The following is a 17,819-nucleotide window of genomic DNA, read 5'->3' as shown; positions in this document are numbered from 1 at the left end:
AGTGCCGCCGCGGAATGGGGAGCGGGCCGCAACTCGCTTTCGGAATAAGGAAACTGTGAATTTCCGCCGCCGCCGCCCGCGGCCGAACGTGATTCGCGTCACCGGACACATGAGGTCCGATCGGTCAGAAGCGCGGGGCGATCGGGGGCGAATCCTTCAAATGGTACGTATCGCCCGTCAGGGAATATCCGACAAGTCCGTTTGTTCTTGACGGCCCGGCGCCGCGTTTGTGCGGCGGGAATTCACGAATCCGTAGCGGGGGAATCCGCTCGCCTGTGGGGACGGCGGGGCGTCAACTGGCCAAAGGAATTAACGTCTTCGGAGCCGCCGCCGAATTGCAGGCGGGGGCTGAGCAGTTGGCGCGTGGGGCGTGCAAGCCCCTCGCCAACTGCCTCAGCACTCCACCACGTTGACCGCGAGGCCGCCGCGGGCCGTTTCCTTGTACTTGACCTTCATGTCCGCGCCCGTCTCCTTCATCGTCTTGATGGCCTTGTCGAGGGAGACGAAGTGCTGGCCGTCGCCGCGCAGTGCCATGCGGGCCGCCGTGATGGCCTTGACCGCCGCCATGCCGTTGCGCTCGATGCACGGGATCTGGACCAGGCCGCCGATCGGGTCGCAGGTCAGCCCCAGGTTGTGCTCGATGCCGATCTCCGCGGCGTTCTCGACCTGTTCCGGGGTGCCGCCGAGGATCTCGGCGAGGCCGCCGGCGGCCATGGAGCAGGCGGAGCCCACCTCGCCCTGGCAGCCGACCTCCGCGCCGGAGATGGAGGCGTTCTCCTTGAAGAGCATGCCGATCGCGCCCGCCGCGAGGAGGAAGCGGACCGCGGTGTCGTCGTCCGCGCCGGGGACGAAGTCCACCGCGTAGTGGAGGACCGCGGGGATGATGCCCGCCGCGCCGTTGGTGGGGGCGGTGACGACGCGGCCGCCCGCGGCGTTCTCCTCGTTGACCGCCATCGCGTAGAGGGTGACCCACTCCATCGCGTGTGCCGCCGGGTCGCCCGCCGCGCGGAGCTGGCGGGCCTCGCCGGCGGCGCGGCGGCGGACCTTCAGGCCGCCCGGGAGGATGCCCTCGCGGCTGGTGCCGCGGGCGACGCACTCGCGCATGACCCGCCAGATCTCCAGCAGCCCGGCGCGGATCTCCGCCTCCGTGCGCCAGGCGCGCTCGTTCTCCAGCATCAGCGAGGAGAGCGACAGACCCGTCTCGCGGGTGCGGCGCAGCATCTCGTCCGCGGTACGGAACGGGTGCTTCAGCACGGTGTCGTCGAGCTTGATCCGGTCCTCGCCGACCGCCTCCTCGTCGACGACGAAGCCGCCGCCCACCGAGTAGTACGTCTTCTCCAGCAGCGTCCCGCCGTCCGCGTCGTACGCGGTCAGCGTCATGCCGTTCGCGTGGTACGGCAGCGAGCGGCGCCGGTGCAGGACGAGATCGGCGGCGGCGTCGAAGGGGATCTCGTGGTCGCGCCCTATCTCGGCGCCCAGCAGGTGCAGCCGCCCGGTGCCGCGGATCCGCTCCACCTCGCCCTCGGCCCACTCGATGTCGACGGTGCGCGGCGAGTGGCCCTCCAGGCCGAGGAGCACGGCCTTGGGGGTGCCGTGGCCGTGGCCGGTGGCGCCCAGGGAGCCGAAGAGTTCGGCGCGTACGGCGGCGGTGTGGGCCAGCAGGCCCTCGTTCTTCAGCCGGCGCGCGAACATCCGGGCAGCCCGCATCGGGCCGACCGTGTGCGAGCTCGACGGGCCGATGCCGATCGAGAAGAGGTCGAAGACGGAGATGGCCACTCGGGACTCCCTTGTCCTTGCGTGGGGCGTGCGCGTGCGTGGTGCGGGTGGTGACGGGTCGCGCGTACGGCCCCGGGGCCCGGCCGCCCGCCGCGTCGGAGCGGCGGGCGGCCGGGCCGTACGGGCTACAGGCCGGGGTACAGCGGGTGCTTCTGCGCCAGGGCGGTGACCCGGGCGGCGAGTGCGGCCGTCTTTGCCTCGTCGAAGCCCGGCTTGAGGGCTTCGGCGATGACGTCGGCGACCTCCTCGAAGTCCGCGGCGGTGAAGCCGCGGGTGGCCAGCGCGGGCGAGCCGATGCGCAGGCCGGAGGTGACCATGGGCGGGCGGGGGTCGTTCGGGACCGCGTTGCGGTTGACGGTGATGCCGGTCTCGTGGAGCCGGTCCTCGGCCTGCTGGCCGTCCAGCTCGGATTCGCGCAGGTCGACCAGGACCAGGTGGACGTCCGTACCGCCGGAGAGCACCGAGACGCCGGCCGCGCGGGCGTCGTCCCGCAGCAGCCGCTCGGCCAGGATCCGGGCGCCGTCCAGCGTGCGCTGCTGCCGCTCCCGGAACTCCTCCGACGCGGCGATCTTGAACGACACCGCCTTGGCCGCGATCACGTGCTCCAGCGGGCCGCCCTGCTGGCCGGGGAAGACCGCCGAGTTGATCTTCTTGGCGAGGGCCTGGCGGGAGAGGATGACCCCGCCGCGCGGGCCGCCGAGGGTCTTGTGCGTCGTGGTGGTGACGATGTCCGCGTACGGCACCGGGTTGGGGTGCAGGCCCGCGGCGACGAGACCGGCGAAGTGCGCCATGTCGACCATCAGCAGCGCGTCGACCTCGTCGGCGATCCGGCGGAAGCCGGCGAAGTCGAGCTGCCGGGGGTACGCCGACCAGCCCGCGATGATCAGCTTCGGCCGCCGCTCCTTGGCCAGCCGCTCGACCTCGGCCATGTCGACCTGGCCGGTCTCGGCGTCGACGTGGTAGGCGGCGACGTCGTACAGCTTGCCGGAGAAGTTGATCTTCATGCCGTGGGTCAGGTGCCCGCCGTGGGCCAGGTCCAGGCCCAGGATCGTGTCGCCGGGCTTGAGCACCGCGAACATCGCCGCCGCGTTCGCCGACGCGCCCGAGTGCGGCTGGACGTTCGCCGCCTCGGCGCCGAAGAGCGCCTTGACCCGCTCGCGGGCCAGCTCCTCGGCGACGTCGACGTACTCGCAGCCCCCGTAGTAGCGGCGGCCGGGGTAGCCCTCGGCGTACTTGTTGGTGAGGACCGAGCCCTGCGCCTCCAGCACGGCGACCGGGGCGAAGTTCTCCGAGGCGATCATTTCGAGGGTGGACTGCTGGCGCTTGAGTTCGGCGTCCACGGCGGCGGCGACCTCGGGGTCGACCTCGTGGAGCGAGCCGTTCAGAAGGGACATGGGACCTTCCGGGGAAAGAGAGGGACGCGGGCGGGCGGGGCTGCGGCGGCGGAGCTCAGCCCGCGGTGAACGCGGTGTACTCGGCGGCGGACATCAGGTCGGCGGCCTCGGCCGAGACGCGCACCCGGAACAGCCAGCCGTCCTGATACGGCCCGGAGTTCACCAGCGCCGGGTCGTCCACGACGTCCTGGTTGGTCTCGGTGACCTCCCCGGTCACCGGCGCGTAGAGGTCGGAGACGGACTTCGTCGACTCCAGCTCGCCGCAGGGCTCGCCCGCGGTGACCGCGGCGCCCACGTCCGGCAACTGGACGAAGACGACGTCGCCCAGCGCGTTCGCGGCGTGGGCGGTGATGCCGACGGTGGCGACGCCGTCGTCGGTCGCGACCCACTCGTGTTCCTTGCTGTAGCGCAGGTGCTCAGGGTTGTTCATAAGGCGATTCTCCAGGATCGGGACGTGAGTGGCGTAAAGGGGCGCTGGTGGCGCGGTCGAGGGGCCGCGGAAAGGAAGAGGCAGGCGTACGTGCGCAGCCGGTCAGGAGCGCTTGTAGAACGGCAGGGCGACGACCTCGTACGGCTCGTGGCTGCCGCGGATGTCGACGCCCACGCCGGTGGCCGCCGAGGGGCCGGGACCGGCGTGCGCGGCGTCCACGTACGCCATGGCGATCGGCTTGCCCAGGGTGGGGGAGGGGGCGCCGGAGGTGACCTCGCCGATGCGCCGGCCGCCGGCCACCACCCCGTACCCCGCGCGCGGCACCCGCCGGCCCGCGGCGACCAGGCCGACCAGCACCCGCGGCGGCTCGGCCGCGGCGCGCTCGGCGGCCTGTTCGAGCGCCTCGCGCCCGACGAAGTCGCCGGGCTTGTCGAGCTTGACGACCCGGCCGAGGCCGGCGTCGAAGGGCGTGAGCGCGGTGGTCAGCTCGTGCCCGTACAGCGGCATGCCGGCCTCGAGGCGCAGGGTGTCGCGGCAGGAGAGCCCGCACGGCACCAGGCCGTCGTCCGCGCCCGCCGCGGTCAGCGCCGCCCAGACGGCCGCCGCGTCCGCGGGGCGTACGAACAGCTCGAAGCCGTCCTCGCCGGTGTAGCCGGTACGGGCGATGAGCGCGTCCGCGCCGGCGACGGTGCCGGGCAGACCCGCGTAGTACTTCAGGCCGGCCAGATCCGCGTCGGTGACCCGGCCGAGGATGGCCGGCGACTTCGGACCCTGCACGGCGATCAGGGCGTACGCCTCCCGGTCGTCGCGCACCCCGGCGCCCGGGAAGCCGGCGGCCCGCCCGGCGAGGGCGTCCAGGACGACCTGGGCGTTGGCGGCGTTCGCGACGATCATGTACTCCTCGTCGGCGAGCCGGTAGACGATCAGGTCGTCGAGGATGCCGCCGTCCTCGCGGCAGATCATCGTGTACCGGGCACGGCCCGGGCGCACCGCGGACAGCCGGCCCACCAGGGCGTAGTCCAGCAGGTCCGCGGCCTGCGGGCCGGTGACGGCGATCTCGCCCATGTGGGAGAGGTCGAAGAGGCCGGCGCGGGTGCGCACCGCGACGTGCTCCTCACGCTCGCTGCCGTAGCGCAGCGGCATGTCCCAGCCGGCGAAGTCGGTCATGGTGGCGCCGAGGGCGCGGTGCGTGGCGTCGAGCGCGGTACGGCGCGGTGCAGGGCTCTCAGTGGTCATCGTCAGGCTCCCGGACAGGGGGTGGTCGTGTCCTCCCCATCTGTCATCGGAACCTGAGAGGTTCGCCACGATCCCGCGGGAGCGTGGCTTGCACCTTGGGTGGGGCGGCGCCGGCGCACGGCCGGGCACACCCGCTTTTCAGATCTGCCTCGCCCGCGCGGTGACGGTGCCTGAGAGATTCAAGGGAGGACTTGCTCCTTCGGCGCCCGGTGCGACGAGGCACCGGGACTCTCCCGCGCGGGTTCTGACGGCCGGTATGCAGTTGGCGGGCCCCATCATTGCACGCACCGTCGACCGCGGGACAGGGGAAGAAGTGGGAGGCCACCTTCCGTTGCGTCCTTGTCGAGTCCCGCTGCTGTTGCGACGCTTGTGGACGGCAAGAGCGGCGGTGCGGGGCGTGGGAGGCAGCGTGACGGTGGAGCAGGCGGCCTCCAGGGAACGGCTTCGATATCCCGAGGGGGACATCGTCGTGATCTCCGGGCTGCCGGGCAGCGGCAAGAGCACGCTCATGCGCCGCACGCAGCCGCCGGCCGCGGTGCGGCTGATCGACTCGCAGTACGTGCGCGAGCGCTGGGCGCAGAAGCTGGGCACGCGGCTGCCGTACGCCCTCTACCGGCCGTTAGTCCGCGTCGACCACTACGCGCGGCTGCGGCTCGCGGTCCGCGCGGGCGGCAGCCTCGTCGTGCACGACTGCGGCACGCTGCCGTGGGTGCGCTGGTGGCTGACCAGGCAGGCCAGGCGGTACGGGCGCGGGGTGCACGTCGTGGTGCTCGACGTGCCGGAGGATGTGGCACGGGAGCGGCAGGCGCGGCGCGGCCGCGCCGTGTCGCGGTACGCCTTCGCCCGGCACCGGTGGGCGCACCGGAGGCTGCTGGACTGGGCGCACGCCGGGCAGCCGGCGGAGGGGTGCGACTCGGTGCTGGTGCTGGACGGGGAGGCGACGGGGGCGCTGCGCTCGATCAGCTTCGGCTGAGTCCGCGGGGGGCGGCTGCGCGCCGCAGGACCGGGCCGGCGGCCGGCCGCTACGCGCCGGACTGCGCCGGCAGCTTCGGCGGCACCGCCGCGTTCTGCGGCATCGGCGGCACCTGCCCCGCCGGCACCAGCCCGCTGACCGCCGTCGCCGACAGGACCCGTACCAGCGCCGCCACGGTCACCGTGGCCCGGTCGGCCACCGCCGCCCGGTCGCCCGCCCGGCCCGCCCGTACCAGGCCGGCCAGCTCCTCCCGCAGCGAGCCGACGGCCTGCGCCAGGGCGGTCGTCTTCCGCGCCTTCATCGACTTCACCTTGCCCTTGGCCCCCGCCGCCGCGCCCACCGCGTCCAGGTGCGACCGCACGTCGGGCAGCGTGCGCGGGTTCTGCCGGCCGCCGTCGGCGACGGCCTGCTGGACCTGCCCGACGGTCCGGGCCGTGGCGGCGGTGAGGTGCCCGAGCTGCGCCAGCAGGTGCAGGGTCGGCGGGTCGACGTCGGCGGCGGCCGGGGCGGAAGCCGCGGTCCTGCCGCCGGGGTGCCCGCCCCGGGCGGCGTCCCCGGCGGCGGCGACGGGCCCGGCCATGCCGAGCACGAGGGCGCCGCCGGCGACGGCGGAGACGACGGTGGCGGCGAGGCCGGCCATTCGGTTCGTACGCATGGAAAACGGGCTCCCTGTCGCGAGGTCCTGAGGGTGAGAGGACTCCACCGTGGGCAGGTGCGGCCTTCGCCCGCGAGCGCTCGCAGCCGTTAGGGTGCCGACGTTCATCCCCCGAAAGTTGGCTGGTCCCGATGAGCTTCGACTACCGCTCCCCGCAGCCCCCCGCCACGGGCGGCTTCCCCGGCAACGAGCTGGAGGAGGTGCTCGCCGCCTCGCTCGGCAACCCGCAGGCCGCCCCGCGGCTGCTGGAGGTGCTGGGCCGCAGCAGCCTGTGGGTGCCGCTGCCCGGGGGCGGCGGGCCCGACAGTCCCACGCTGCCCGTGCCGACGACCGAGATCGGCGGCGCGCCGTACGTGCCGGTGTTCTCCTCGCAGGAGGAGTTCCTGCGGGTCACCGGCTCCCACATGTCGTTCACCGTCGCGCCGGCCCGCGAGTTCGCCCGCGGGCTGCCGCCGCAGGTCGGCATCGCGGTCAACCCCGGCGGTACGGTCGGCGTGCCGCTGCCGCCGGCGGCGGTCGCGGAGCTGTGCCGGGACCGCGGGGCGCCGCGGCTGCCGGGGGAGGCACGCGGCGGCCGGGTGCGGCTGTTCACGCCGGATTGGCAGGACGACCCGGTGGACTTCCTGTCGGTCGCGCGGGAGGAGTTCGAGCGGATCGGGGTGGTACGCAGCGCGCGCCGGGGGCTCGCGAGCGTCGAGGGCGGTGCGGAGCAGCTCTACATCGGGGTCGAGCTGCTGGACACGTACGACGAGAGCAGGCAGGCGACGGTGGAGGCGCTGGGCCGGGCGCTCGGCGCGCAGCCGGTGCCGTGGAAGGTCCAACTGGTCTTCCTCGACGCCGCGGTGGACCCGGTGATCACCTGGATGCGGGCCAAGGTCGAGCCGTTCTACATCCGGGTCGGCTGACGGGGTCAGGCTCTAAGCTGGTTTGATGACCTTTCCGGGCGTACACGCGTGCCCGGGAGCGGCGGCGGCCGAGACGAAGGGTTGGGGCCCAGGGTGAACGGGGGCGCGAGCGGGCGGGCGCCGGGAGCGGGCGTGGACCAGTTGGTCCGCCAGGTGGCTCCCGGCAGGTACGACGCGTACGAGGCGCTGCTCGCCGCGCTGGCCGCCGGGCAGGTGTGGATGCTGCTCTGGCAGGGCCGCCCCGACTCGCCGGACGCGCAGTACGGCAGCATGCAGGTCGAGGGCCACGCCTACGCGCCCTGCTTCAGCTCCGACCGCGAGCTGGCCGCCAGCGGCTGGGCCGGCGCCCACGAGCCCGTCGCCGGGGCGGAGATCGCCGCCGCGCTCTACCCCGACCGCTGGGGCCTCTGGCTCGACCCGCACGCCGCCGGCGGCGGCGTCGGCGTCCCCTGGCTCGACCTGCGCCGGGTGGCCACGGGCCTGGACCGGCTGCCCGCGGGCCCGCTGCGGATCGCGGAACCGGTCGTGGACGTCGCGCAGTTCTATGCCCTGCTGGGCCAGACCGCCCACCGCACCCCCGCCGTGCGCACGCTCTGCCGCGCCTGGGTGCAGCCGGTGCTCGGCGAGCCGTACCTCGCCATCGGCATCGACCTGTACGACACGGGCGCGCAGTCCGTCGCCGCGGCGCAGTCGATGATGCAGGAGTCCGTGGCCGCCGTGCCCCCGGGCCTGGCGGTCTCCACGGTGGCGCTCGCCGACGACCACGACCCGGTGGCGATGTGGATGCGGGCGAACTCCCGGCCGTTCTTCGACCGCGGCGCCTACGGCGGCGGCCCGGCCGCCCCGCCCGCCGGCTACGGCTACCCGCCGCCGCACTCCGCGGGCGGCGCCCCGCAGTCCGGCTGGCAGCCGGGACCCGCCCCGCAGTACTGAGCCGCCGACCCGCCTGACCCCGCTATATCCGTACGTGTCCTGATATCGGGCCGGTGAAGATCCGCTCAGCGGCGGTCGGATGTCCGGATAACGGTTATCCACTGCATCGCATCACGTTTGCGCATCCATTCCCTTTGGGGTCTGGCGAGTGATCGCAGGCGCATTGAAGACTCCCCCCGCAGGAAGCTGTCGTTCCCCTGTGCGACGGCAGAGCTTCACGATCACGCACTACGGGCACCGGGCACTACGGCACGACGGATCACGGCACCACGGCATGACTTGCACCAGCGAAGCGATTGAGCCGCTACCGCGGCAGACGACGGCGGGACGCCGCCGCTCGAGAGGGGTCCCCACAACATGACGGCACCTATCGAGACAACCGGCGCCACCGAGGCGACGCCGGAAGCTCTCGTCGAGGGCGTGGACAAGAGCCGGATCGAGGGCCGTTCGCTCGGGCGTATCGCCTGGATGCGGCTCAAGCGCGACCGCGTCGCCATGGCCGGCGGCATCGTCGTGGTGCTCCTCATCCTGATCGCCGCGCTCTCCCGGCCGATCCAGGCGATCTTCGGGCTCGACCCCAACAGGCTCAACCAGGATCTCGTCGACCCCTCCCTGGCCACGCCGTACGGCTCGTTCGGCGGCATGAGCTGGGACCACCCGCTGGGCATCGAGCCGCGGCTCGGCCGCGACATCGCCACCCGGATCCTGGAAGGCTCCTGGGTCTCGCTGCTCGTCGCCTTCGGCGCCACCATGGTCGCCGTCGTGATCGGCACCGTCCTCGGCGTCATCGCCGGCTACTACGGCAAGTGGGCGGACACGATCATCAGCCGGACCATGGACACGTTCCTGGCCTTCCCGGTGCTGCTCTTCGCCATCTCCATCTCGGCCGCGCTGCAGGGCGGCGCGTTCGGACTGAAGGGGCTGCAGCTCCACATCGGGGTGCTGATCTTCGTCATCGGCTTCTTCAGTTGGCCGTATATCGGCCGCATCGTCCGCGGACAGACGCTCAGCCTCCGCGAACGCGAGTTCGTGGAGGCGGCGAAGAGCCTGGGCGCGCGCGGCCCCTTCATCCTCTTCCGGGAGCTGCTGCCGAACCTGGTGGGGCCGATCCTCGTCTACTCCACCCTGCTGATCCCGACCAACATCCTCTTCGAGGCGGCGCTCAGCTTCCTCGGCGTGGGCATCCAGCCGCCGCAGGCATCCTGGGGCGGCATGCTGAGCAGCGCGATCGACTACTACCAGGTCGATCCGATGTTCATGGTCGTACCGGGCGTGGCGATCTTCCTGTCCGTGCTGGCCTTCAACCTCTTGGGCGACGGGCTCAGGGACGCACTCGATCCCAAGGGCCGCCGATGACGCCAAGAAGCCGACTGGGCGCGGCACCCGCCGTTCCCGCTCTCGTCCCATCACTCCGAACCAGGGGGCAACGCCTCACCATGAAACTCAGGTCGAAATCAGCCGCCATGCTCGCGGTTGCCGTCTCGGTCGCGCTGACCGTCTCCGCCTGCGGCGGTGGCGGCAACGACGACGGCGGCGACGACGGCGAGGGCGGCGCCGCCGCGAACGCGGCGATCGAGAAGGTCCTCAACGCCTCCGACAAGAAGGGCGGCACCCTCGTCTACGAGTCGGCCGACGTGCCGGACTCGATGGACCCGGGCAACACGTACTACGGCTACGTGTGGAACTTCAGCCGCCTGTACGCGCGCTCCCTCATGACCTACGCCCCCGGCCCGGGCGCGCAGGCCGCGGAGCCGGTCCCGGACCTCGCCGAGGGCCCCGGTGAGGCCACCGACGGCGGCAAGACCTGGACGTACAAGATCAAGAAGGGCGTCAAGTACGAGGACGGCACCGAGATCACGGCCGGCGACGTCAAGTACGCCGTCGAGCGGAGCAACTACGCCCGCGACGTGCTCTCCCTCGGCCCGAACTACTTCGCCCAGTACCTGGACAACCCGGACGACTACAAGGGTCCGTACAAGGACAAGAGCGAAGAGGGCATCGCGTCCATCGAGACGCCGGACGACCACACGATCGTCTTCAAGCTCTCGCAGGCGTTCCAGGAGTTCGACTACCTGGTGGCCATGACCCAGACGGCGCCGGTGCCGCGGGACAAGGACAACGGCTCGGACTACCAGAAGAACATCGTCTCCTCGGGCTCGTACAAGTTCGAGAGCTTCGAGCAGGACAAGTCCGCCACCCTGGTCCGCAACGACCAGTGGGACCCGAAGACGGACAAGATCCGCAAGCAGCTCCCGGACAAGATCGAGGTCCGGTTCAAGGTCAACGCCGAGACCATCGACAAGAACATCGAGGCCGGCAAGACCCACGTCATGTTCGACGCCCTCGGCGTCACCGGTCAGACCCAGTCCCAGCTCCTGCGGGACAAGTCCAACATGATCGACAACCCGACCGGCGGCCGGCTGACCTACCTGGCCATGAACACGCAGCTCGCGCCCTTCGACGACGTCAACTGCCGCAAGGCCGTGGAGTTCGCCGTCGACAAGGACTCCTCGATGCGCGCGCTCGGCGGCGAGCCCAAGGGTGACATCGCCACCACCGCGCTGCCCCCGGACGTCCCGAGCCACGAGGCGTACGACGACCCGTACGCCAGCGAGGGCAACAAGGGTGACGTGGAGAAGGCCAAGGCCGCGCTGAAGGAGTGCGGCAAGCCCGACGGGTTCGACACCGTGCTGACCGCGCGCACCGAGCGGCAGGACGAGATCGACAACGCCACCGCGATCCAGGCGGCCCTGAAGAAGGTCGGCATCAACGCCGAGATCCAGAAGTTCCCCGGCGGCAAGTACTTCACCGACTTCGCGGGCTCCCGCAAGTGGACCGAGGACAACAACGCCGGTCTGTACATGATGCAGTGGGGTTCCGACTGGCCCAGCGGCTACGGCTTCCTCCAGCAGATCGCCAACGGCGGCGCGCTCGGCGAGTCCGGTAACACGAACATCTCGTACCTGGACGACCCGGAGATCAACAAGCTCCTGGACGACTCGATCGCGAACCCCGACCAGGCGGCCCGTGCCACGGCGTACGCCGAGGTGGACAAGAAGATGCTGGAGACGGCGGCCATCGTGCCCCTCTCCTACTTCAAGGTCCTGCACCAGCGTTCGGACCAGCTCACCAACCTGGTGGTCTCGCAGGCGTTCAGCGGTCAGTACGACTACCTGAACCTCGGCCTGAAGTAGCACCCCCACCGGCTGCGCGGGCGGTGCCCTCACCGGCACCGCCCGCGCCGCCCGGACCGTGGAAGGCACGCCCTCGTGTTCGCGTATCTCATCCGGCGGCTGATGGCCGCAGTGGTGCTGCTGTTCGTCGTGAGCGCCATCACCTACGCCATCTTCTTCGTCCTGCCGCGGCTCGCCGGCAGCACCCCAGACCAGCTCGCCGCGCAGTACATCGGCAAGAGCCCGGACCCCAAGACCATCGAAGCGGTCAAGAAGAACCTCGGCCTCGACGATCCCGTCTACATCCAGTACTGGGACTTCATCCGCGGCATCTTCGCCGGCCGGGAGTTCAACTTCGGCCCCGACCCGTCGCAGTGCAACGCGCCCTGCCTCGGCTACTCCTTCCGCAAGCACGTGGAGGTCTGGCCGGAGATGCTGGACCGGCTGCCGGTCACCGCCTCGCTGGCCATCGGTGCCGCCGTGCTGTGGCTGATCTCCGGGGTGACGACGGGCGTGATCTCGGCGCTGCGCCCGGGGTCGTTCTTCGACCGCGCGGCGATGGGCATCGCCCTGGCCGGCGTCTCGCTGCCGATGTTCTTCACCGGCACCGTCGCGATGGCGCTGTTCGTCTACCACTGGCAGATCTTCCCGAACGAGTACACACCGCTCACCGACAACCCGGTGCGCTGGTTCCAGGGGTTGATGCTGCCCTGGTTCTCCCTGGCGTTCCTCTATTCCGCGCTCTATGCGAGACTCACGCGCGCCGGGATGCTGGAGACCATGGGTGAGGACTACATCCGCACCGCCCGCGCGAAGGGCCTGAAGGAGCCGGTGGTGATCGCCCGGCACGGACTCCGCTCCGCGCTGACGCCCATCGTGACCATCTTCGGCATGGACTTCGCGCTGCTGCTCGGCGGGGCGGTGATCACCGAGACGGTGTTCTCCTTCAACGGGGTCGGCTCCTGGGCGGTGCAGTCCATCAACGAGAACGACCTGCCACCGATCCTCGGTGTGACGTTGTTCGCCGCCTTCTTCATCGTGATCTGCAATCTGGTGGTCGACTTCGTGTACGCCGCCATCGACCCGAGGGTGAGGGTCTCGTGACCGGTCTGACGAAGACGGGCGCCGTCGGCGAGCCGGTACCGGCCGCCGCCACCGAAGCGTCGTCGTTCCTGGACATCCGGGACCTCAAGGTCCACTTCCCGACCGACGACGGCGTGGTGAAGTCCGTCGACGGGCTGTCCTTCCAACTGGAGAAGGGCAAGACCCTCGGTATCGTGGGCGAGTCGGGCTCCGGCAAGTCCGTCACCTCGCTGGCCGTCATGGGCCTGCACACCGCCGGGCAGTACGGCAAGCGCCGGCGGGCGCAGCTCTCCGGCGAGATCTGGCTCAACGGGCAGGAGCTGCTGTCCGCGGAGCCCGACACGGTGCGCCGGCTGCGCGGCCGCGAGATGTCGATGATCTTCCAGGACCCGCTCTCCGCGCTGCACCCGTACTACAAGATCGGGTACCAGATCGTCGAGGCGTACCGCGTCCACCACGACGTCGACAAGAAGACCGCGCGCAAGCGGGCCATCGAGATGCTCGACCGGGTCGGCATCCCGCAGCCCGACAAGCGCGTCGACGACTACCCGCACCAGTTCTCCGGCGGCATGCGGCAGCGCGCGATGATCGCGATGGCGCTGGTGAACAACCCCGAACTGCTCATCGCCGACGAGCCGACGACCGCGCTGGACGTCACCGTGCAGGCGCAGATCCTCGACCTGATCCGGGATCTGCAGAAGGAGTTCGGCTCCGCGGTCATCATCATCACCCACGACCTCGGCGTGGTCGCCGAACTGGCCGACGACATCGTGGTGATGTACGGCGGCCGGTGCGTGGAGCGGGGCTCGGCCGAGCAGATCTTCGACCGGCCGCAGCACCCGTACACCTGGGGTCTGCTCGGCTCGATGCCGCGCATCGACCGCGAGGCCACCGACCGGCTCGTCCCGGTCAAGGGCAGCCCGCCGAGCCTCATCAACGTGCCCGGCGGATGCGCGTTCCACCCCCGCTGCCCGTACGCGGACGTGCCCGCGGACAACGCCAGCCGCACCGTACGGCCCGAGCTGCGCCAGGTCGGCAGTGGGGGCACCCCCGCCAGTGAGGGCGCAGCCGGCGGGGGAGGCCACTTCGTCGCCTGCCACCTGCGGCAGGAAGACCGGGAGCGCATCTACACCGAAGAGATTGCGCCGAAGCTGTGAAGGACGAGGCTGTGCCCGAGAAGAAGGCCGACAAGGCGAGCTCCCCCGCCGGCTACGCCCCCACTGACGGGGGTACCCCCACTGCGGGGGACGGTAAGGGGACCGGCGCCGCGGCGGCCGGACCTGCCGACGCCGGCGGGGCGAAGGCGACCGCGACCATTCCGGGCGCCCGGATGCGCAAGAAGCCCGCCGCCGGCACCGAGCCGCTGCTGAAGGTCTCCGGGCTGACCAAGCACTTCCCCATCCGCAAGGGCCTGATGCAGCGCAAGGTCGGCGCCGTGCAGGCCGTGGACGGCATCGACTTCGACGTGCTGCCCGGCGAGACGCTGGGCGTCGTCGGCGAGTCCGGCTGCGGCAAGTCCACCATGGGCCGGCTGATCACCCGGCTGCTGGAGCCCACCGGCGGCACCGTCGAGTTCCAGGGCCGGGACATCACGCACCTGAGCACGGGCCGGATGCGCCCGCTGCGCCGCGACGTGCAGATGATCTTCCAGGACCCGTACTCCTCGCTGAACCCGCGGCACACCGTCGGCACCATCGTCGGCGCCCCCTTCAAGCTGCAGAACGTGCGGCCGGAGGGCGGGGTGAAGAAGGAGGTCCAGGGGATCCTGGAGCGGGTCGGGCTCAACCCCGAGCACTACAACCGCTACCCGCACGAGTTCTCCGGCGGCCAGCGCCAGCGCATCGGCATCGCCCGCGCCCTCGCCCTGCAGCCCAAGCTGATCGTGGCGGACGAGCCGGTCTCGGCGCTGGACGTGTCGATCCAGGCGCAGGTGGTCAACCTGCTGGACGACCTCCAGCAGGAGTTCGGCCTCACCTACGTGATCATCGCGCACGACCTGTCCGTCGTCCGGCACGTCTCGGACCGGATCGCGGTCATGTACCTGGGCAAGATCGTCGAACTGGCCGACCGCACCAGCCTGTACCAGGAGCCGCTGCACCCGTACACCAAGGCCCTGATGTCCGCGGTGCCGGTGCCGGACACCAAGCGCCGGCAGCAGCGCGAGCGGATCCTGCTCAAGGGCGACGTGCCCTCGCCGATCTCGCCGCCGACCGGCTGCCGCTTCCACACCCGGTGCTGGAAGGCCACCCAGGTCTGCAAGACCAAGGAGCCGCCGCTGCTGGAGCTGAAGCCCGGCCGGCGCACCGCCTGCTGGCACCCCGAGAACGCGCCCGACCAGGCACCAGAAGACAAGAAGTAGGACGTGCGGCGGTAAGACGGGGGCCGTGGTGTCCGACGAGTTGTTCACGCCCTCCCTGCAGCACTGGCTGGACCTCGCGGGGATCTTCGTCTTCGGGATCTCCGGCGCGCTGCTCGCGGTGCGGAAGAACTTCGACGTCTTCGGTATCGCGGTGCTCGCGCTGGCCACCGGGCTCGGCGGCGGGCTGCTGCGGGACCTGGTGATCGGCGCGGTGCCGCCGGCCGCGTTCACCGAGCCGGGGTACCTGTTCACGCCGCTCGTCGCCGCGCTGCTGGTCGTCTTCCTGCACCCCGAGGTGGAGCGGATCACCAGCGCGGTGATGGTCTTCGACGCCGCCGGGCTGGGGCTGTTCTGCGTCACCGGCACGCTCAAGGCGTACGAGTACGGGCTCGGCCTCACCTCCGCCGCCGTCCTCGGGCTGACCAGCGCGGCCGGCGGCGGCGTGGTGCGCGACCTGCTCGCCGGGGAGGTGCCGTCGCTGCTGCGCTGGGACCGGGAGATGTACGCGGTGCCGGCGCTGGTCGGCGCGGCGGCCACCGCGCTGCTGATCCGCTTCGGCCAGGTCGGGCCCGCCACGGCGACGGCCGCGGCGGCGCTGGCGTTCGTGCTGCGGCTGCTGGCGCTGCGCTTCCGCTGGCGGGCCCCGCGCGCCTGGCAGCGGCGCAGCAGGGCGGCAGGGGAGGGCTGAGGGCGGGCTGCGGGGCGCGTTGCCTCCCTCGCGAGGACGGGGCCGCGGCGGAGTCCGTACGGCCGGAAGGCGGCCTTCGGCGGCCGGGGCGGGCGCCGTAGAATCGGGAGCATCATGGACCAGGCCGTCTACCTCGATCACGCCGCCACCACCCCGATGCTCCCCGAGGCGGTGCGGGCCATGGCCGAACACCTCACCGCCACCGGCAACGCCTCCTCGCTGCACGCGGCGGGCCGCCGGGCCCGGCGCACCGTCGAGGAGTCCAGGGAGCGGCTGGCCGCCGCCTTCGGTGCCTGGCCCAGCGAGGTGGTCTTCACCTCCGGCGGCACCGAGGCGGACAACCTCGCGGTCAAGGGCCTGTACTGGTCGCGGCGGGCCGAGGATCCCGCCCGCACCCGGGTGCTCGCCAGCCCGGTCGAGCACCACGCGGTGCTGGACGCCGTGCACTGGCTGCAGAAGCACGAGGGCGCCACCGTCGACTGGCTGCCCGTCGACGCCTACGGCCGGGTGCATCCCGACGCGCTGCGCGCCGCGCTGGAGCGCGGCCCCGCCGGGGGCGCGGGCGACGTGGCGCTGGTGACCGCGATGTGGGCCAACAACGAGATCGGCACGGTCCTGCCGGTCGCCGAACTCGCCGCCGTGGCACGGGAGTACGGCGTGCCGATGCACTCCGACGCCGTGCAGGCCGCGGGCCAGGCAGAGGTCGGCTTCGGCGCCAGCGGGCTGGCCGCGCTGACGCTCACCGGGCACAAGATCGGCGGCCCGTACGGCATCGGGGCGCTGCTCCTCGGCCGCGGGTACGCGCCGGAGCCGCTGCTGCACGGCGGCGGGCAGGAGCGCGAGGTGCGCTCCGGCACGCTGGACGTGCCGGCGGTCGCGGCGTTCGCGGTGGCGGCGGAGCTGGCCGCGGAGCGGCGCGAGCAGTTCGCCGCCGAGGTGGGCGCGCTGCGCGATGCCCTGGTGGCGGCGGTACGGGCCGCGGTGCCCGACGCGGTGCTCAACGGCGATCCGGACCCGGCCGGGCGGCTGCCCGCCAACGCGCACTTCTCCTTCCCCGGCTGTGAGGGCGACTCCCTGCTGCTGCTCCTGGACGCCCAGGGCATCGCCTGCTCCACCGGCTCCGCGTGCACCGCGGGGGTGGCCCAGCCCAGCCACGTGCTGCTGGCCGCGGGGGCGGACCCGGACCTGGCGCGGGGCACGCTGCGGTTCTCGCTGGGGCACACCTCGACGGAGGCGGACGTGGCGGCGCTGGCGGCGGCGATCGGGCCCGCGGTGGCGCGGGCGCGGGCGGCGGGGCTGACCTGAGCCGACCGGTCGGACCCGCCCGGGCGGGGCGGCGTGGCCCGTAGCGGATCACCGGCCCCGAGCGCGTGCTGCCGGGGTCAGGGGCCGGGTGCCGGGCGGGCGGGCGCCCTGCGGTCCGCGGCGGCGTGCGCCCTGCGCACCAGGCGCATGTACCGCGGCCAGTCCCAGTGCGGGCCCGGGTCGGTGTGCGTGGCCTCCGGGACCTCGTCGTGGCCGACGATGTGCTCCCGGTCCACCGGTATGCCGTAGCGCAGGCAGATGTCCGCGGTCAGCTCCGCCGAGGAGCGGTACATGACGTCGGTCAGCGTCTCCGGGCGGTCCACGAAGCCCTCGTGCTCGATGCCGACGCTCCGCTCGTTCCACTCCCGGTTGCCCGCGTGGAACGCCACGTCCAGCTCGCGCACCGTCTGCGCCACGTGCCCGTCCTCGGCCCGGATGACGTAGTGGGTGGCGGCGCCGTGGCCCGGGTCGCCGAAGACCTTGAGCGCCACCGCGTAGCTGCCCTCGGTGACGTGGATGACGACGCGGTCGATGCCGTAGTCCGCGGGGCGGTCGGCGCGGCGCCAGTTGGCCTCCGAGGCGCCGGCCCAGCCGGCGGCGGCGTAGTCCAGCTCGCCCGGCCTGCGCGGCTTGTCGACGCCGGGGATCCGCCACCACATGTGCTTGAGCTGCTCGTACCCGGCCCAGCCGAGGCCGGCACCGACCGCGCCCACGCCGAGGGCGGCGAGCACGGCGCGGCGGCTGGAGCGCTTGCGCGGCTCCCCGCTCGCGGGCGGGCCGGGATCCGCGGGGGGCTCCGCGGCCCCGCGCACCGGTTCTGCGCCCTCCGTCGCCGGCATGCGGTCGTTCCCTCTCGTTCCTGCTCGTTCGGTCTCGATCGGCCAACGCCTCCGGCCGCCGGGCGGTTCC

16 protein-coding genes and 2 riboswitches are annotated in these 17,819 nt (G+C 72.2%); of the genes, 10 read left to right on the top strand and 6 right to left on the bottom strand.

All coding sequences use genetic code 11. The features are described from left to right. Positions 1–393: 393 nt before the first annotated feature. From CXR04_RS08865 to gcvT, 4 genes are all read right to left on the bottom strand, one after another. Complete coding sequence (locus tag CXR04_RS08865) at positions 394–1,776, bottom strand: L-serine ammonia-lyase (RefSeq protein WP_101421309.1); 1,383 nt, start codon at positions 1,774–1,776, stop codon at positions 394–396. A 125-nt stretch (positions 1,777–1,901) separates the two neighbouring features. Further along, on the bottom strand, positions 1,902–3,170 hold the full coding sequence (gene glyA, locus CXR04_RS08860) for a serine hydroxymethyltransferase (protein WP_101421308.1): 1,269 nt from the start codon (positions 3,168–3,170) through the stop codon (positions 1,902–1,904). Positions 3,171–3,225: 55 nt separating this feature from the next. Further along, positions 3,226–3,600, bottom strand: a complete 375-nt coding sequence (gcvH, locus tag CXR04_RS08855) for a glycine cleavage system protein GcvH (protein WP_101421307.1) — start codon at positions 3,598–3,600, stop codon at positions 3,226–3,228. Between the two features lie 102 nt (positions 3,601–3,702). After that, positions 3,703–4,836 (bottom strand): glycine cleavage system aminomethyltransferase GcvT, encoded by a 1,134-nt coding sequence (gene gcvT / locus CXR04_RS08850; RefSeq protein ID WP_101421306.1) that lies wholly within the window; start codon positions 4,834–4,836, stop codon positions 3,703–3,705. Between the two features lie 30 nt (positions 4,837–4,866). After that, positions 4,867–4,984: riboswitch (glycine riboswitch) on the bottom strand. Continuing rightward, positions 4,985–5,082: riboswitch (glycine riboswitch) on the bottom strand. It lies immediately after the preceding riboswitch. 163 nt (positions 5,083–5,245) lie between these two features. On the opposite strand from gcvT, the gene CXR04_RS08845 reads away from it, so the two are divergent. After that, entirely contained in the window at positions 5,246–5,809 is a 564-nt protein-coding gene (locus CXR04_RS08845; RefSeq protein WP_234380120.1) for an AAA family ATPase, read from the top strand. A 49-nt stretch (positions 5,810–5,858) separates the two neighbouring features. On the opposite strand, the gene CXR04_RS36390 is transcribed toward CXR04_RS08845, so the two are convergent. Beyond that, a complete protein-coding gene (locus CXR04_RS36390) occupies positions 5,859–6,464 on the bottom strand; it encodes a hypothetical protein (RefSeq protein ID WP_267898182.1) in 606 nt (201 codons plus the stop codon). A gap of 131 nt (positions 6,465–6,595) precedes the next feature. On the opposite strand from CXR04_RS36390, the gene CXR04_RS08835 reads away from it, so the two are divergent. The 9 genes from CXR04_RS08835 (at position 6,596) to CXR04_RS08795 (ending at position 16,910) form a co-directional block, all read left to right on the top strand. Next, the gene (locus CXR04_RS08835) at positions 6,596–7,369 is read left to right on the top strand and encodes an enhanced serine sensitivity protein SseB (protein ID WP_101421303.1); all 774 of its coding nucleotides are present in this window, start codon (positions 6,596–6,598) and stop codon (positions 7,367–7,369) included. 132 nt (positions 7,370–7,501) lie between these two features. Further along, complete coding sequence (locus CXR04_RS08830) at positions 7,502–8,302, top strand: enhanced serine sensitivity protein SseB C-terminal domain-containing protein (RefSeq protein ID WP_101421302.1); 801 nt, start codon at positions 7,502–7,504, stop codon at positions 8,300–8,302. Positions 8,303–8,659: 357 nt separating this feature from the next. After that, positions 8,660–9,658 carry an ABC transporter permease gene (locus tag CXR04_RS08825; RefSeq protein ID WP_101421301.1) on the top strand — a complete coding sequence of 333 codons (999 nt, stop codon included), beginning with the start codon at positions 8,660–8,662 and terminating at the stop codon, positions 9,656–9,658. Positions 9,659–9,765: 107 nt separating this feature from the next. Next, on the top strand, positions 9,766–11,496 hold the full coding sequence (locus CXR04_RS08820) for an ABC transporter substrate-binding protein (protein WP_101421300.1): 1,731 nt from the start codon (positions 9,766–9,768) through the stop codon (positions 11,494–11,496). A 75-nt stretch (positions 11,497–11,571) separates the two neighbouring features. Beyond that, the gene (locus CXR04_RS08815) at positions 11,572–12,579 is read left to right on the top strand and encodes an ABC transporter permease (protein ID WP_101421299.1); all 1,008 of its coding nucleotides are present in this window, start codon (positions 11,572–11,574) and stop codon (positions 12,577–12,579) included. Further along, the gene (locus CXR04_RS08810; protein WP_101421298.1) at positions 12,576–13,715 is read left to right on the top strand and encodes an ABC transporter ATP-binding protein; all 1,140 of its coding nucleotides are present in this window, start codon (positions 12,576–12,578) and stop codon (positions 13,713–13,715) included. Before CXR04_RS08815 ends, CXR04_RS08810 begins: the two co-directional genes overlap by 4 nt. Then, complete coding sequence (locus tag CXR04_RS08805) at positions 13,712–14,917, top strand: ABC transporter ATP-binding protein (protein ID WP_101421297.1); 1,206 nt, start codon at positions 13,712–13,714, stop codon at positions 14,915–14,917. Before CXR04_RS08810 ends, CXR04_RS08805 begins: the two co-directional genes overlap by 4 nt. A 28-nt stretch (positions 14,918–14,945) precedes the next feature. Continuing rightward, complete coding sequence (locus CXR04_RS08800; RefSeq protein ID WP_442802365.1) at positions 14,946–15,605, top strand: trimeric intracellular cation channel family protein; 660 nt, start codon at positions 14,946–14,948, stop codon at positions 15,603–15,605. Positions 15,606–15,719: 114 nt separating this feature from the next. After that, positions 15,720–16,910, top strand: a complete 1,191-nt coding sequence (locus CXR04_RS08795; protein ID WP_101421295.1) for a cysteine desulfurase family protein — start codon at positions 15,720–15,722, stop codon at positions 16,908–16,910. 77 nt (positions 16,911–16,987) lie between these two features. Here CXR04_RS08795 and CXR04_RS08790 read toward each other — a convergent pair whose 3' ends face one another. Beyond that, positions 16,988–17,749 (bottom strand): N-acetylmuramoyl-L-alanine amidase, encoded by a 762-nt coding sequence (locus CXR04_RS08790; RefSeq protein ID WP_101421294.1) that lies wholly within the window; start codon positions 17,747–17,749, stop codon positions 16,988–16,990. Between the last annotated feature and the right edge of the window lie 70 nt (positions 17,750–17,819).

Source organism: Streptomyces sp. CMB-StM0423 (assembly GCF_002847285.1).
Lineage (GTDB): Bacteria > Actinomycetota > Actinomycetes > Streptomycetales > Streptomycetaceae > Streptomyces.
This window is presented reverse-complemented; position numbering and strand designations above follow the sequence as displayed.